This window comes from Photobacterium sp. DNB23_23_1, assembly GCF_052873815.1.
On sequence record NZ_JBNNXT010000006.1, the window covers coordinates 163,402 to 179,217 of the forward strand.

A 15,816-nucleotide genomic window follows, 5' to 3' on the forward strand; every position below is an offset into this window, starting at 1 on the left:
ATGAGGGGCTTTTTTCGTTAACGCGGTATAACCGGAAACGGTTGATTTTGATCTGGTGTGGCAAGCGTCTCGGTTTCAGCCTGCAGGAGCTATTCCAGCTTTATAAGTCTGACGCACAGAAACCCTCTCAGGTACTACATATGTTCAAAACCATAATCACGCCAACAGAAGCTTAAACAGCAACAAGCCGATATCAACCGCTTGATGATGGAATTCAATGCAGCAAAAAGAAAATGCGACCCAACACCTGAAACAATTTGAGTAATTTTCCTCCTGATACCAATCTGGATAAGTCGTTGATCAAATATTTATGTAGGTTGGTATTCTACAGACTTGGCACTTCCCCTTCTTTCCATCTCCCAAAGACAAAAAGGCCCGGCACATGGCCGGGCAAAAAATAAATAAGACAATGAACGTTGAGAGGATTACCAGTAGACGCGGGCACCGATTGCGTAGAAGCTTTCGCTATCAACAGATTGTGCTTCAATCTGATTGTCGCTGTTTTTGTTGTTGTAGCCCAAAGTAGTACCATCACCATAGCCGTACTCGAAGTAGATTCGTGACCAGCTATTGAAGTGGTAGTCGGTACCGATGTAGAACAGCTTGCCGTCACCATCAACATTCAATGCTTTTGATTCTTGTTCTACATACTCGAAACCAGCGTATGCAGTTGCATTTTCAGCCCAGCTATAAGTGCCTGCAAGGCTGTAGCCATCTTCATCTATAGTGTCACCATTTGCTTTGTTCTTCAGCTCAGCGTTGTAGTAGGTGAAACCGACAAGTGCAGCACCGAATGTGTATTCAACTGTACCTTCAAAATAAGTATTTTCTAAATCAGCTGGAATAGCCTTAGAAACTTCGTAATCAGGTGTAATCTCAATAGTTTGAGTACCTACTTTGAATGCTTTATCACGATTCACACCACCACCAACGTGGAAGTTGAAACCACCATAACTAGAGGCAACGTAAAGCTCAGCTAGCTCTTGATTAGAGTCATCTTCCGATAGACCGTAGTTAGCTGCAACAATGAAATTTTCACCTTCATAGTTATATTTGATCAGCGAGTCATGGAGAGCGCCTGAAAGGGTTGAGTAACGTAGAGCAGTACCACCGAAGAAATATGAATAATCCGCGCCATAGATGTCATCCGAAACTAGCCATTGGCGACCAAAAGCGATCTTACCATAATCAGTGTCTACACCGGCGAAATGTAAACGGTTGTTCAGTTCACCACCATTCCCTTGAAGACCGAACTCAACCTGACCGAAAATATCTACCGAATCTGTAACTGCATACTGTGCCTGTACACCTGCACGTGAAGAGCCAGCATTCAAAGTAACATCATCATCCTCTGATTTTTCAAGCTGGGTACGAAGTTGGCCGTAAAAATCGACAAGAGCTTCATCGGTTTTTAGGATTTCCACGGCGGATGCCGAGTGAGCGAAAAGTACTGCTGGGATTGCTACTGCTAGAAGTGTTTTTTTCATTATTACTTACCTGTAATGATTTTATATTTTTGCTTAGGCTCATCCAGAGCCGAAATGAAACATATCAACAACAAAAAAAATCATCAACAGAGCAAAAAACTGACATAAAAAAATATCACAGCACTTTGCATCACACAAAAAAACATAAAACAAAAACATAAATAACCACAAAAAACCCAAATAACCTCATTAATATTCACTTTTCACCATGAGCCGTTCAGGATTTATTCAGCAACCAGGAGTCTAAATTACCATAATTATCAATAACTAAACCGAATAAGAACGTTACAAAAAAACCGAAAACGGTATAAGAAAAACAACCAACAGGTTACTTTTTGAACGCAACAAGAAACAAAACCGCAACAAGTGATACATTTTCCACGAGCCACAGCAAAAAAATACAATAAGAAACTTAGCTCACAGAAAAGGGAAATGATCTCTATCATTTCCCTTTTTAAGGTGGACGTAATTGAAAGGTAGTTTAAGCGGCTAGTGCAACGGAAGGCTAATTATCCAAATTTGGTGCTGTTCTTGGTGATATGCACCTTGCTCAATAATTTTATTTAAATACGCCATACGATGGTGCCCTTCCAGTAAATTGTATGGGGCTTTAAGCGACTTACCGTTTGTCATCGGTATATCTCGATCATAGCGAAGCACAATGGGAGCTTGTGGCCAAGTACCGGTTTCCTGCATCTGCTGCACCAACCAACTGCGCTGAAATATTGGGTTGGTCATGCGGCGCGATAATTTATCAACAACGTCTTGGTGAGGCGTATGAATTTGTGACTGAATTTGCTCACTGGTCCAAGACTCAAGTTCAAATCGCATTGACTGAAAATCCAACCAACCCCAGTTACAAAGTACCCCTTTCCAATGCCTAAAAAGCCACTGTTTTAGCACATCTTCAGGAAAATTAGGCAGGGCCTGACTGGCTTTTGGCAGCCACTCCTCCCAAGACTCACAGTGGCGGCCGCCAAAACCATCGGGTTCTAGTTCATAGAGTAGTCGATCGCTCCTGATCATAAGCATACTCCTCTGTTGCTTGATATTGCCTTAGACCGATTCCAATCGGCCACCATAACCATTCACTTTTAATGGTTATTTATACCCTTAAATTCAAAGTAGCACAGAGCTTGGTGAAAAAATAGATGAATAATAAAGAAAGATTATGCGGGCTTGAGGCTTGAGGCTTGAGGCTTGAGGCTTGAGGCTTGAGGCTTGAGGCTTGAGGCTTGAGGCTTGAGGCTTGAGCATATTGGCACCTGCATGATACAGGTGCCAGTATTACATAACTATTTTTGTTGCCAGCGATCGGCTGCGCTGGTATCAGTCTCGCGGGCATCTACCCAACGAGAATCGTCAGGTGTTTGCTCTTTCTTCCAGAACGGTGCGCGGGTTTTGAGGAAATCCATAATAAACTCGCAGGCTTCGAATGCCGCACCACGGTGGGCACTGGTCACGCCAACAAACACTATCTGATCGCCCAATGCTAGATCACCAACACGGTGGATCACGCGCGTCTTCAGCAACGGCCAACGTTCGCCAGCTTGCTCTACGATGGCAGCCAAGGACTTTTCAGTCATTCCTGGATAATGCTCCAGTGATAGACCGGTGACAGCATCACCTTGATTGAAATCACGCACTTTACCGACAAACGTGACTACCGCGCCGGCATCTGTCCCTTGGGATAATTGCTCATATTCATCAGCTACGGAGAAATCGTCAAACTGAACAGAAATCATGACTAGCCCCCGGTCACTGGTGGGAAAAAGGCCACTTCATCGCCATCTTTAATTTCGCTATTCAGAGAACTGATTGTCTGGTTAATCGCTACCAACAGCTTGCCCTGCTCCAACGCTAACGGCCACTTGTCACCTTTTGCGACCAGATGCTGACGCAACGCTTCAGCGGTAGCAAATTCAGCGGAGACTTCCAGACGATCAACACCAACAAGCTCTTTAACTTGTGCGAAAAATAATACGTTAATCATGATTCCACCTTGAAATGTCCAGATTTGCCGCCCGTTTTTTCCAGCAGACGTACTTGCCCTATCACCATATCTTTTTGGACAGCCTTACACATGTCATAAATGGTCAATGCCGCAACAGAGGCTGCGGTCAGCGCTTCCATTTCTACACCCGTTTTACCCGCCAGTTTACAACAAGACTCAATACGAACCATGTTTTCTGCTTCAATTGCTTCAAGCTGAACTTCAACTTTCGACAGCAGCAGTGGATGACACAGCGGGATCAAATCCCATGTCTTTTTAGCAGCCTGAATACCGGCAATACGAGCGGTGGCAAATACATCACCTTTGTGGTGCTGGCCAGAGACGATCAGCTCAAGAGTTTCCGGTGCCATATGCACAAATGCTTCGGCACGCGCTTCTCGGACCGAATCACTTTTTGCTGACACGTCAACCATGTTTGCTTCACCTGAAGCATTAATATGCGTAAATTGGTTCATCCGTCTGTCCCAAAAAAGAAAATTTGAAAAGGTGGCGATCAGCCACCAATAGAAGCAAGGTTTGGTGTCATGCCAGTATTGCCATCATCAAGAAAGTGACTGACCGCTTTTTCTGCCAAACCACCTTGGATACGGGCGATCAGCTCATCACGTTGTTCATCACGCTGAAGCAGATCGCGCAACTCCACACCATGATCACCAAACAGGCACAGGTGCAGTTTACCCAATGCAGAAACACGCAGGCGATTACAGCTCTTACAGAAATCTTTCTCGTAAGGCATGATCAGACCAATTTCACCCTTGTAATCAGGATGACAGAATACTTGTGCCGGACCGTCATTATTACTTTTCAGCTTAAGCACCCAGCCATTGGCAATCAGGTAATTGCGAATACTGACACCGGAGACATGATGATTATTGAACAAGTCGTCCATTTCACCAGTTTGCATCAGTTCGATGAAGCGCAGCTGGATTGGCCGAGTCTTGATCCAATCAAGGAACTGCGGCAGCTGCTGGGAATTAAGATCTTTTAACAATACGGTGTTGACCTTGACTTGTTCAAAGCCAGCATCAAACGCCGCATCAATGCCTTCCATGACCTGATTAAACATGTTCTCACCGGTGATCTGGTAGAACATTTTAGGATCAAGGCTATCAACACTCACGTTGATATGGGTCAGACCGGCTTCACGCCACTCATGAACATGTTTGGCCATACGGTAGCCATTGGTCGTCGTAGCGACTTTACGTATACCTGGTTGTTGGGCAACCGTGCGGATGATATCGGTAAAGTCACGGCGCAAGCTTGGCTCACCGCCAGTAATGCGTACTTTTGACGTGCCACACTCAGCAAACGCGCCTGTCACACGCTGAATCTCATCCAGCGTCAGGAAGGATGGCCTTCTCTTCTGTTGAGGGTGATAGCCATCAGGCAGGCAATAGGTACATTTAAAGTTACAGACGTCTGTAACCGACAAACGCAAGTAATAGAACTTGCGATGGTGATTATCTTCAAATTGTTTCGCCACGGAACACCTTTCCAAGTACGGGAGGCCGATTCATTTCTTTATCGACCCTGGTGACAACTAGTCACTGGCTTGAGTCACATATCCCCCACAATGAGGCACTTAGTGAAAAAAGCTCGGAGCATGGCAATTGTACCGCACAGGATAAAACCAAAATGCGCACAACAGCGTATAAGTTATAAAAATATCAGAGGAATAGCCATACAGGCAAACTCTCGTTTTTTTTCGTGCTGCATTCTACCTTTCAGCCGATTTCACGACAATACTACTAAAGGTAATACCCGTAAATTTTCTGACTATAAAGTGAGGACATTATGTCCAATATTATTGAATCAGCGACAATCGATGATATTGCCCTCTACTTACAACGTGAAGAAGGGCTCGATTCGACCCATGCCCATGAGCAAGCCAAGCTTGTGATCAGTGGCTTTATTGACATGCAGGAGAAAGGATTAATCAAAGGCTGGTACTTTGATGAGCAGAGCCACTTAGAGTTACTACCAAGCGATAACGCGATGAAAATAATTGCGAATCAAAAATAATTCGCAAAATGCAAATGCCTTATTGGTATTTTTTTGCATTTTAAAAAGATAAATAGAGTCAAACGCGCTGAAAACCTATTTTAAGCGGTATGTAATTTTGGTATCCCATTTGCAATGTCTATTTCATCAGACAATCAGCAACCGGATTAGACTATGAAAACTTACATACCGCTACTATTCCAAAAACGCCACGTCTTACCCGGTGGACGCATCCCTCTTCGTATTGCTCCCGGGCCACAAATGGCAGCATTCAAAGCCGCAATGCATGAAGGTAATAGCTTTGGTGTTTGTATGTTTGACCAAGATGAGCATGGCCACCATTTCTTTCAAATTGGTACCCGTGTCACTGTTGAAGACTTTGATATTTCACCCAATAACGGTTGTTTAATCGTTACTGTGGCAGGACACGAAAATTTCACGATAGATCATATGGAAGAAAATGACGAAGGCTTTTTCTGTGGTGATTGCCAGTTCATTCCGCCTTGGCCTGAAACCGAAGTTCGTCAAGATCAGCAAATCCTTGCTGAAAAGCTCAAACAAATGTTCAATAAACACCCGGAACTTGGTGACCTTCACCACAACAAGCAGTTTAATAATCTGAGCTGGCTGTGTCAGCGCTGGCTAGAACTGCTTCCTGTTCCAGCCAGTGAAAAGCAAATGCTGCTCAGTGCGCCTAGTTGTTCAGACACTTATGATTACCTGATCAGCATAATGAAACAACCACATTAACCGTTTTTACCGCTTCAACTGCCTACTAACCTATTGGCCCTCAACATGCTTGAGGGCGTTTCTTCACCCTCTCTACGCCCACATTCCGTGACATATATACCATCATAGGCACATAGTTTGTATTCATTACAACTAACGCGATACACTTCGAAGTATCTATTTAGCTCACATTTTTCAGCCGATGATACATCCCAGTACAGTGAAAAATATTACAGACGCCAAAATTGTCGCCATTGGTGGCGGCCACGGCCTTGGCCGTATACTCTCTGCCCTCTCCGAATTTGGCGAGAATGTAACCGGAATTGTAACGACAACCGACAACGGTGGCTCAACCGGTCGGATCCGTGCTTGCCAAGGCGGTATAGCTTGGGGAGACACCCGGAACTGTGTCAATCAGCTCATTACTGAACCATCTGTCGGGTCGATGATTTTCGAATACCGCTTTCGTGGCAATGGCGAGTTGAACGGCCATAACTTGGGTAACCTAATGCTTAAAGCACTGGACAACCTCTCAGTTCGTCCACTTGAAGCCATCAACTTGATCCGTGATATGCTCCAGGTCAAAACCCATATCGTACCGATGACCGAGCACCCAGCCGATTTGTCTGCAATGACAACAAACGGAGAGATCATCTGTGGGGAAACCAGTGTTGACGAATTGGCTAATGTGCCGCAGCGGCTTTATATCGAACCGGCAGTACCAGCGACCAAGGAAGCCGTTATCGCCATACAGCAAGCTGATATTATTTTTCTTGGCCCCGGCAGCTTTCTAACCAGTGTTATGCCGCCACTGCTGCTCAAGGAAATTGAGCAAGCCCTAAAAAAGAGTCAAGCACGAATTGTGTTCGTGACCAACTTGGATAAAGAAAAAGGTCCTGCAGGGATGATGAGTCTAACGCAGATGCTCACTTGGTGTGAGCGCTCCATGGGAGGGCGACAGATTGATACCGTGCTTGCTGACACACAATGCGAAGAGCTGGATGAAAAATACAACCAGCATATTACCTCACTTGCATCAAACAACCACCAATGGCGACATGACAGGGAAAAATTAAAACAAGCAATTCACAGGATTGTCATGGCTGGCTAGGCGCTTATACTCAATCGCCATACCTTCTACCATCTGCCTAAATTCAGGCAGGTGGTCTAGAATCCATTGATCTTGTCCTTGTCGGACACGGGATTCACATTCCTGTGCCATATCAGCGAGATCATCAGCGCCAAAGCTGGCAGCGCTACTCTTGATCGCATGGCTGATCTCTCGTACCTGTTTTATTGACGGTTGCTCTGAAAGCTGACGCTGGTACTGTTCCAATTCATCGCTAAATACATTGAGGAGTAATGTCAGAGTTTCCTGCCCGACCTCATCTTCCATACGCTTGATGGTCTCAGCATTAATTGTCGTTGTCATGTATTTCTCTCCCTACAACTAACCTTGTGCTTCCTGCCAGGTCTGTAATTTACGGTAAATTGTTGACGGGCTAACTTCCAACAAACCCGCAGCACGTGGAATATTGCCATCACAAGCATCAATAGCAGCCTGAATTGCGCGCTTTTCAACAATCCATAGTGGCTCAACCTGCGACTTATCTGTTATTGGTGTTACGCTGGACTCTTGTGAAGGAAACTCTCCCACCGGATTTCCAGCAACAACAGGTTGATGTGATGCAATTTTAACGCCACCTTGGTTAATTGGTGGAGGTACCATCTCCAATGAGACTTCTTGACCAGAATTTAGCACAACAATATTTCGAATAACGTTTTGCAGCTCACGAACGTTACCTTGCCAATGGTATTGCTCGAACAGGGCTTTCACTTCCGGTGAAAAGCGAGTGAAATCTTTACCCTCTTCAACAGACATCAATGCCAATAAGGCATGGGCTATCTCTAACACATCACCACCTCGCTCACGCAATGGCGGCAAAGTCACTGGAATGACATGCAGACGATAATAGAGGTCTTCACGGAAACGCCCTTCCTGGACTTCCAACCATGGATTACGGTTGGTCGCACACACAAATCGGACATCGACCGTACTGGTTTTGGAAGAGCCGACCTTTTGATACGTCCCGGTTTGGATAAACCTGAGCAGTTTGCTTTGCAAATCCAAATCCATTTCGCAAAGCTCATCGAGAAATAGCGTGCCTTTATTAGCAAGCTCAACCGCCCCCTGCCGCTCGGTCGATGCGCCAGTAAAGGCTCCCTTCACGTGGCCGAACAATTCACTTTCGATCAGCTCTTTCGGAATAGCTGCACAGTTAAGTGCAACAAAGGGTTTATTATTTCTCGGACTGGCGGCATGAACCGCCTCAGCACACACTTCCTTACCGGTACCGCTCTCGCCAGTAATAAACACCGTCGCTTTACTTGATGCTGCCGATTCAATAACACGGTAAACCGCCTGCATAGGTAAACTATTACCAATAAAGCCTTGGTACTGGGCACCAGACTGTTTTGAGTCAGACTGAGTCGTTTCGCCTTTTGCTTTTCTATCTTCGTCTTTCAAAGCATTATTGACGGTAACCCTAAGACGATCAGCCTCACAAGGCTTGATGAGAAAGTCTTTTGCCCCATAGCGCATGGCCTCGACCGCGACATCAATCGAGCCGTGTGCCGTCATAATCACCACGGGGATACTCGGATTATCCTGTTTAACGACCTCAAGTACTTCCATGCCTGCCATATCGGGCAAGCGCAAGTCGAGTAGGATAAGATCTGGCGTGACCTCTTTGACGAACTCTAGTGCCTCAGTCCCCGTACCAACGATAGTCACGGAGACACCCAAAGGATTGAGATATGACTTATATAACGCTGCAACTGATGCTGTATCTTCAACCATCAGAATACAGCGTTGATGTGATCTGCTTTCCATTGCCCCTCCAAGTCCTATCAATCTTTACTAATTGTAAACAAAAGAAAAAAAACGATGAGACTTTTTCTTTTGTTATTACTCAAATATAGCTAACACAAAGATTTTAGCATTATGAATCGCATATTGCTTTGCAAAATGCGAATTACATCCACAAATAATTACTATATACGGCTAATTTTGCTGTTAAGCCCTTAAAAAAGTGCAATCAAAGAGGACTATAAAAAGTTGGCACGCATACTGCTTTAATAAATATGACTCTTCCTGAGAGTCAACCTAGCCAACTGACGTTGTTTGTGGAATTATTTCACTAAAACAATGACGCCAACCGAACTCATTATCGGTTGGCTTTTTTTTGCCTATTTTTTACTGCCCCTGTTCTCTCGAAAGCTAGCTATTGGCAATAAATTGCTCTCTATAGGTGTGAATTTTATCCCTCAGCTCAGCTGCTTTTTCAAACTCCAGGTTCTGGGCTGCATCGTACATCTCTTTTTCCAGCTTAAGAATTTCCGTTTCCAACTCCTGAGGCGACATAGTGGAATACGTCCCCTTCTTCTCGGCAACCTTGTGAAGTTGGGCGGCGCGATTGGCTCTGTTACCCTTACCTGGCGCCCCCAGTTCCATAATGTCAGACACTTTCGTCTCGAGTGCCTTAGGGACAATGCCATTTTTGTCGTTATGGGCTCTCTGCTTATCACGGCGACGATTTGTTTCGCCAATCGCCCGCTCCATCGAACCGGTAATCCGGTCGGCGTACAAAATAGCCCTGCCCTCTAAGTGACGGGCGGCGCGACCAATGGTCTGGATCAATGAACGCTCCGATCGCAAGAAGCCTTCCTTATCAGCATCTAGGATCGCTACCAGCGACACTTCCGGCATGTCCAAGCCCTCACGCAACAAGTTGATCCCCACCAGAACATCGAATTCGCCCAACCGTAGGTCGCGAATAATTTCCACCCGTTCAACCGTATCGACATCTGAGTGCAAATAGCGCACCCTGACACCGTGCTCGCTTAGGTATTCGGTCAGATCTTCCGCCATTCTTTTGGTCAAGGTTGTCACCAGCACCCGCTCTTGCTTAGCTTCACGGATCCTAATCTCTGACAAAAGATCATCGACTTGGGTTGCTACCGGACGTACCTCGATCTCCGGATCCAGCAAGCCTGTTGGCCTCACAACCTGCTCTGCAATATCTTCTCCGGACTTTTCGATTTCGTACTTACCCGGGGTCGCTGAAATATACAACGTCTGGGGTGCCAAAGATTCAAACTCTTCGAATTTCAATGGCCGATTATCCAATGCTGAAGGAAGACGGAATCCATATTCCACCAAGTTTTCCTTCCGCGAGCGATCTCCACGGTACATCGCACCAATTTGCGAAACCGTGACATGGGATTCGTCGATGATCAATAAGCCATCAGATGGCAAGTAATCAAATAGGGTCGGTGGCGGCTCACCCTCAGCTCGGCCACTGAGATAACGGGAATAGTTTTCGATCCCTGAGCAAAAACCCAGCTCCATCATCATTTCAATATCAAACTGGGTTCGTTGGCTAATACGTTGCTCTTCAACCAATTTATTATTTTCTAGTAGCTGCTTTTTACGACTCTCCAGCTCAACTTTGATCCCTTCAATGGCTTCAAGTACCTTTTCTCGAGGGGTCACATAATGGGTTTTCGGATATATAGTACAGCGCGGTAAATCACGATTTAACAGCGTCCCCGTAAGGGGATCGAAAACACTAATGCACTCGACTTCATCATCAAACAGCTCAAGGCGAATGGCATCTTTTTCAGATTCCGCAGGGAAGATATCAATCACCTCCCCTCGCACCCTAAATGTTCCTCGTTCAAACGCCATATCATTGCGCTTATATTGCAACTCAGCAAGCCGGCGCAATATGTCTCGCTGATCGAGCATATCGCCACGGCGAACGTGCAACATCATTTTCAGGTAGGAGTCAGGATCACCCAGGCCATAGATAGCCGATACTGACGCAATGATGATGACATCGCGTCTTTCCATCATCGCCTTCGTCGCAGAGAGCCTCATTTGCTCGATATGTGCATTCACCGACGCATCTTTTTCAATAAAGGTATCCGTCGTTGGTACGTATGCTTCAGGTTGATAGTAATCATAATAAGAAACAAAATACTCGACCGCGTTTTCCGGGAAAAACTCCTTCATCTCACCATACAATTGCGCAGCCAAGGTCTTGTTCGGCGCCAAGATCATTGTAGGACGACCAGTCTCAGCAATAACATTGGCTACGGTGAAAGTTTTACCTGTACCCGTGGCCCCCAACAGGGTCTGATGGGCCAACCCGGCATCCAATCCTTCAAGTAACTGATTAATAGCCGTAGGCTGATCACCAGAAGGAGAGTAGCGGGAGGTGAGTGTAAAGGTTTTTGAGCTAGACTTATCCATCATGATTCCATACTGGCTATATGATCAGTGAACATAACATTGTGCAGCAGCTAACGAACATGTCAATAACTAGTAACTGCACCCTTTATGCCACTCATTGATACCGATAATGTTGACGCCGATGTCTTAAAACCTTCTTTGAAAGTAAAGAAATCATCCACGCCTCTGATTATGGACCTTAAGGTAAAGTGGTACATCAAAACTCACTGTTTGATAAGGGCGGCCAACTGGCCCCATAACACACTAATTCCCCCCAGTGGGCATTACCACCTGAGTTATTCTATCTGTCCAAATAAGCAATGCTTTCTCTTGACGGTAGTCGTTTAACCTCGTATTATCACCGCCCACGCGACAATCCTCGTCTGTTAACCCTTCAGTCAGTTTGAATTTCTTTTCTGTCTTCAAAACTGTATTTGTGAAAATTTTCCACAACTTATCCAAGATTTGATTTATATCAATTCACAACAAAATTGCATCGACATTTAAACTAAAGCAATCACTCTAACTTTTTATACCAGCACATTATTCCCCTCTATCCCTCCCCCTATAACAGTGGTTTATTGCATATTCGATCTTGCTCGCATTTTAACCGCAACGGCATCAAGATGAACTCAACCCCAAGTTCCCAAGGATCAATTAACACACTTATCCACAGTTTCCGTGGATAACTAAGCTAACCCCTTGTGCTGACTGGGCTGGTGGAAATCAAGCCCTTTTTAGACAACAAAATGACTAATGCATGAAATTTCTGCGAACAAAACATTAAGTGCACAAAAATCAACCAGCAATGAACTCAAGGCCATTTCATACCCATTCTGGCCAACCATTCAAGCACCCAAAAATGAACGTGCATCACCTTCAGCGACTTCAAGCCGCGAGGTTATAAAATCATCCACCAAAATGTTAATAACACATAATCTTGCATTAACTTTGCAGCAATGAATGGTGAAAAGGTCGTCGAAGTGGAAAAACCCTGCTTCTGGGGAGTTGTTATAGGTGCGACAAAGGAAGATAATATAAAGATCTTTTGCAAATAGTATTATGCGGTATGACTGAATACCTACTCCTTCTCGTAGGTACAGTGTTGGTCAACAACTTTGTACTGGTTAAATTTTTAGGACTTTGTCCCTTCATGGGGGTTTCCAAAAAACTGGAAACAGCCATTGGGATGGGCCTGGCCACGACTTTTGTACTCACACTCGCTTCAGTGTGTGCTTACTTAGTCGAAACCTATATTCTTGTACCTCTGGGGATCCAATACCTCAGAACGCTGAGCTTTATCCTTGTGATTGCGGTCGTCGTACAGTTCACAGAAATGGTGGTTCACAAAACAAGTCCAACCCTTTACCGCCTCCTTGGCATCTTCCTACCACTGATTACATCAAACTGTGCCGTTTTGGGTGTTGCTCTGCTCAACATCAACGAACGACACAACTTTATTGAATCAGTTGTGTATGGTTTTGGTGCTGCAGCTGGTTTCTCTCTGGTACTGATTCTGTTCGCTTCAATGCGTGAGCGAATTGCTGCCGCAGATGTACCCGCTCCATTTAAAGGAGCTTCAATTGCCATGATCACTGCAGGCTTGATGTCACTTGCCTTTATGGGCTTTACTGGATTGGTGAAACTGTAACATGAGTGGATTAATCATTGCTGTGATTGCCATTGCAGCCCTGGCAGCTATTTTCGGCCTTGTTTTAGGCTTTGCCTCGATCCGGTTCAAAGTCGAAGCCGATCCTATCGTCGAGCAAATTGATGCGATTTTACCGCAGACACAATGCGGCCAGTGTGGCTATCCAGGCTGTCGCCCTTATGCAGAAGCCATCGCCAACGGTGATGCCATTAATAAATGCCCGCCAGGTGGCCAGCAAGCCATCGAGAAGCTAGCAGACTTGATGGGGGTTGAAGTTCAAGAATCAGCCCATGATGCTGAGAGAAGTATCAAGAAAGTGGCCTTCATTCACGAAGACATGTGTATTGGCTGTACCAAATGCATTCAGGCTTGCCCGGTCGATGCTATTGTCGGTGGCACCAAAGCACTTCATACCGTCATTAAAGATGAATGTACCGGCTGTGACCTTTGTGTTGCGCCTTGCCCAACTGACTGTATTGAAATGGTGCCGCTAGAAACAACGACAGAAAACTGGAAGTGGGATTTAAACCAGATCCCAGTTATAAACATTCCAGTAGATAACACTGAAAGTACGGTGAAGTAGCATGCTGTCTATTATTGAACAAATTAAGCAGGGTCAGCTGTGGGACTTCCCAGGCGGTATTCACCCATCCGAAAATAAAACACTATCGAACCGTACTGCAATTACACCAGCTGGCATCCCAGACGAGCTGGTGTTACCGCTCAAGCAGCACATCGGGACCAAAGGCGAGATCCTCGTCAGTGTCGGCGACAAAGTACTAAAAGGCCAGCCACTGACCAAAAGTGACATGAGTATGTGTGTACCTATTCATGCCCCGACATCTGGTACCGTGACGGCGATTGAACAAAGAACCACAGCTCACCCTTCTGGCCTTAGCGATTTAAGTGTTGTCATCAAGAGCGATGGCGAAGATCTGTGGGGATCACAACATAAGATTGCCGATTACGAATCACTTGAACCTGCAGAGCTGATCGATGCGATCCGCCTAAGCGGGATAGCTGGTCTTGGTGGTGCAGGTTTCCCTACCGGACGTAAACTGCAGGGTAGTTTAGGGCTGGCCGATATTCTGATCATTAATGCAGCCGAGTGTGAACCGTACATTACTGCCGATGACCGCTTGATGCAGGACTATGCCGCTGAAGTGGTCGAAGGGATACGGATCCTACGCCATATCGTGAAGCCAAAGCTCACCTTGATCGGTATTGAAGATAACAAACCGGATGCGATCAAAGCGCTTGAAAAGTGTGTCACTCCAGAAGACAACATTATTATCCGAGTGATCCCGACCAAATACCCTTCTGGTAGCTCCAAGCAACTGGTTAAAATACTTACCGGCCGCGAAGTACCGAGTCAATCGCGTTCATCTGCTGTCGGTGTTGTGGTGCAAAACGTCGGGACGGCCTTTGCCGTCAAGCGTGCTATCATTGACGGCGAGCCATTGATCGAGCGTGTCGTTACCCTAACCGGTGAAGCATTCAAACAGCGTGGCAATGTATTCGCACGGCTCGGTACACCTATCGCCTTCCTGCTCGACAGCTATGGTTACAAGCCTGATAGAAAATACCCCCGTGTAATTATCGGTGGCTCTTTGATGGGTTTCACCCTACCCCATGCCCATGTGCCGATCACCAAGATCACTAACTGTATCTTGACACCTAAACGTCGCGAACTGCCACTTCATACTCACGAAATGGCCTGTATCCGCTGTAGCGCCTGTGCTGATGCTTGTCCGACATCACTGTTGCCACAACAGTTGCAATGGTATGCCAAAGATAAAGACTACGACAAATGTGAAGAGTACAACCTGTTCGACTGTATCGAATGCGGTGCCTGTGCCTATGTTTGTCCGAGCGAAATCCCACTGGTTAACTACTACCGTAAGGCTAAAGCTGAGATTTGGGCTAACCAGCAAGAAGCGGCAAATGCCGAACGTGCTAAACAGCGCTTTGAAGCCAAACAAGCCCGATTCGAACGCGATAAAGCCGCCCGCGAAAACCGCTTCAAGAAAGCAGCTGAAGACAGACGCAAAGATATGGCCGCAAAAGGCGGTGATGATGCCGTTGCAGCCGCTATCGCCCGGGTTAAGGCCAAACAAGCTGCAGCCACACCTGACAATGCAACTCAAAAGCCTGCCGTTGCTGCTGCTATTGCCCGCGCTAAAGCCAAGCAAGCAGAGGCTGCCAATTCAGATAAAGTAGCACCTAAGATTAACAGTGCCGTACCTGACAACAGTGACATGGCGAAGTTACGAGAAGAGCGTAAACGCCAAGCCCGCGAACGCAAGGCGGCTAAACAAGCAACATCAGAAAATACACCAGAAAACGTGTCAGATACTGCTTCCAACCAATCTGCCGACAGCAAGAAAGATGCGGTTGCTGCAGCAATTGCCCGCGCCAAAGCCCGTAAAGCGGCCCAAGCCACGGAAAGTGAGCCGGAACAAGCTGATACTCCAGCCACTGATGCCGATCCGAAGAAAGCCGCTGTCGCCGCCGCAATAGCCCGTGCCAAAGCCCGTAAGGCTGCCCAACAGGCGCAAGCCGAATCGGCTGAAGAAGCGAAACCTGAGAACGCTGAATCAGCACAAGCCGAGGTCGATCCGAAGAAAGCCGCTGTCGC

Annotated in this window: 15 protein-coding genes and 1 riboswitch; of the genes, 6 read left to right on the forward strand and 9 right to left on the reverse strand. The window is 46.1% G+C overall.

Translation table 11 applies throughout. From position 1 onward, the window contains the following. Window positions 1-425: 425 nt before the first annotated feature. From ACVA53_RS06265 to moaA, 6 genes are all read right to left on the reverse strand, one after another. Window positions 426-1,487, reverse strand: coding sequence for a porin (locus ACVA53_RS06265; protein ID WP_446504721.1), 1,062 nt, complete (start codon window positions 1,485-1,487; stop codon window positions 426-428). 489 nt (window positions 1,488-1,976) lie between these two features. Further along, window positions 1,977-2,513: a hypothetical protein gene (locus tag ACVA53_RS06270; protein ID WP_255042055.1), complete on the reverse strand. Its 537-nt coding sequence runs from the start codon at window positions 2,511-2,513 to the stop codon at window positions 1,977-1,979. A 269-nt stretch (window positions 2,514-2,782) separates the two neighbouring features. Further along, complete coding sequence (gene moaE / locus ACVA53_RS06275) at window positions 2,783-3,232, reverse strand: molybdopterin synthase catalytic subunit MoaE (RefSeq protein ID WP_255042053.1); 450 nt, start codon at window positions 3,230-3,232, stop codon at window positions 2,783-2,785. Window positions 3,233-3,234: 2 nt separating this feature from the next. Then, window positions 3,235-3,480: a molybdopterin synthase sulfur carrier subunit gene (gene moaD, locus ACVA53_RS06280; protein WP_255042052.1), complete on the reverse strand. Its 246-nt coding sequence runs from the start codon at window positions 3,478-3,480 to the stop codon at window positions 3,235-3,237. After that, window positions 3,477-3,956 (reverse strand): cyclic pyranopterin monophosphate synthase MoaC, encoded by a 480-nt coding sequence (moaC, locus tag ACVA53_RS06285; RefSeq protein ID WP_255042051.1) that lies wholly within the window; start codon window positions 3,954-3,956, stop codon window positions 3,477-3,479. Before moaC ends, moaD begins: the two co-directional genes overlap by 4 nt. A gap of 38 nt (window positions 3,957-3,994) precedes the next feature. Beyond that, complete coding sequence (gene moaA, locus ACVA53_RS06290) at window positions 3,995-4,984, reverse strand: GTP 3',8-cyclase MoaA (RefSeq protein ID WP_255042050.1); 990 nt, start codon at window positions 4,982-4,984, stop codon at window positions 3,995-3,997. Then, window positions 4,973-5,115, reverse strand: a riboswitch (molybdenum cofactor riboswitch). (Overlaps the previous gene by 12 nt.) A gap of 180 nt (window positions 5,116-5,295) precedes the next feature. Here moaA and ACVA53_RS06295 point away from each other — a divergent pair. The 3 genes from ACVA53_RS06295 to yvcK all read left to right on the forward strand — a co-directional run bounded on the left by ACVA53_RS06295 (window position 5,296) and on the right by yvcK (window position 7,342). After that, window positions 5,296-5,523 (forward strand): hypothetical protein, encoded by a 228-nt coding sequence (locus tag ACVA53_RS06295; RefSeq protein WP_255042049.1) that lies wholly within the window; start codon window positions 5,296-5,298, stop codon window positions 5,521-5,523. 153 nt (window positions 5,524-5,676) lie between these two features. Then, window positions 5,677-6,252: an LON peptidase substrate-binding domain-containing protein gene (locus tag ACVA53_RS06300; protein WP_255042047.1), complete on the forward strand. Its 576-nt coding sequence runs from the start codon at window positions 5,677-5,679 to the stop codon at window positions 6,250-6,252. Window positions 6,253-6,451: 199 nt separating this feature from the next. Beyond that, window positions 6,452-7,342, forward strand: coding sequence for a uridine diphosphate-N-acetylglucosamine-binding protein YvcK (gene yvcK, locus ACVA53_RS06305; RefSeq protein WP_373689556.1), 891 nt, complete (start codon window positions 6,452-6,454; stop codon window positions 7,340-7,342). Here the strand turns inward: yvcK and ACVA53_RS06310 are convergent. From ACVA53_RS06310 to uvrB, 3 genes are all read right to left on the reverse strand, one after another. Beyond that, a complete protein-coding gene (locus ACVA53_RS06310) occupies window positions 7,304-7,663 on the reverse strand; it encodes an Hpt domain-containing protein (protein ID WP_255042045.1) in 360 nt (119 codons plus the stop codon). The genes yvcK and ACVA53_RS06310 overlap by 39 nt on opposite strands. Window positions 7,664-7,681: 18 nt before the next feature. After that, the gene (gene luxO / locus ACVA53_RS06315; RefSeq protein WP_255042044.1) at window positions 7,682-9,124 is read right to left on the reverse strand and encodes a quorum-sensing sigma-54 dependent transcriptional regulator LuxO; all 1,443 of its coding nucleotides are present in this window, start codon (window positions 9,122-9,124) and stop codon (window positions 7,682-7,684) included. Window positions 9,125-9,511: 387 nt separating this feature from the next. Beyond that, a complete protein-coding gene (gene uvrB / locus ACVA53_RS06320; RefSeq protein ID WP_446504722.1) occupies window positions 9,512-11,548 on the reverse strand; it encodes an excinuclease ABC subunit UvrB in 2,037 nt (678 codons plus the stop codon). A gap of 1,048 nt (window positions 11,549-12,596) precedes the next feature. On the opposite strand from uvrB, the gene rsxA reads away from it, so the two are divergent. The 3 genes from rsxA to rsxC all read left to right on the forward strand — a co-directional run. After that, window positions 12,597-13,178, forward strand: a complete 582-nt coding sequence (rsxA, locus tag ACVA53_RS06325; RefSeq protein WP_039456871.1) for an electron transport complex subunit RsxA — start codon at window positions 12,597-12,599, stop codon at window positions 13,176-13,178. Window position 13,179: 1 nt separating this feature from the next. After that, window positions 13,180-13,761 carry an electron transport complex subunit RsxB gene (rsxB, locus tag ACVA53_RS06330; protein ID WP_255042040.1) on the forward strand — a complete coding sequence of 194 codons (582 nt, stop codon included), beginning with the start codon at window positions 13,180-13,182 and terminating at the stop codon, window positions 13,759-13,761. A 1-nt stretch (window position 13,762) separates the two neighbouring features. Then, on the forward strand, window positions 13,763-15,816 hold a 2,054-nt coding region (rsxC, locus tag ACVA53_RS06335), incomplete at its 3' end, for an electron transport complex subunit RsxC (RefSeq protein ID WP_446504723.1).

Coding starts and splice junctions, on each gene's coding strand:
- ACVA53_RS06265 (WP_446504721.1), bottom strand. CDS start 1,487: ATGAAAAAAACACTTCTAGCAGTAGCAATCCCAGCAGTACTTTTCGCT.
- ACVA53_RS06270 (WP_255042055.1), bottom strand. CDS start 2,513: ATGATCAGGAGCGATCGACTACTCTATGAACTAGAACCCGATGGTTTT.
- moaE (WP_255042053.1), bottom strand. CDS start 3,232: ATGATTTCTGTTCAGTTTGACGATTTCTCCGTAGCTGATGAATATGAG.
- moaD (WP_255042052.1), bottom strand. CDS start 3,480: ATGATTAACGTATTATTTTTCGCACAAGTTAAAGAGCTTGTTGGTGTT.
- moaC (WP_255042051.1), bottom strand. CDS start 3,956: ATGAACCAATTTACGCATATTAATGCTTCAGGTGAAGCAAACATGGTT.
- ACVA53_RS06295 (WP_255042049.1), top strand. CDS start 5,296: ATGTCCAATATTATTGAATCAGCGACAATCGATGATATTGCCCTCTAC.
- ACVA53_RS06300 (WP_255042047.1), top strand. CDS start 5,677: ATGAAAACTTACATACCGCTACTATTCCAAAAACGCCACGTCTTACCC.
- ACVA53_RS06310 (WP_255042045.1), bottom strand. CDS start 7,663: ATGACAACGACAATTAATGCTGAGACCATCAAGCGTATGGAAGATGAG.
- luxO (WP_255042044.1), bottom strand. CDS start 9,124: ATGGAAAGCAGATCACATCAACGCTGTATTCTGATGGTTGAAGATACA.
- uvrB (WP_446504722.1), bottom strand. CDS start 11,548: ATGGATAAGTCTAGCTCAAAAACCTTTACACTCACCTCCCGCTACTCT.
- rsxA (WP_039456871.1), top strand. CDS start 12,597: ATGACTGAATACCTACTCCTTCTCGTAGGTACAGTGTTGGTCAACAAC.
- rsxB (WP_255042040.1), top strand. CDS start 13,180: ATGAGTGGATTAATCATTGCTGTGATTGCCATTGCAGCCCTGGCAGCT.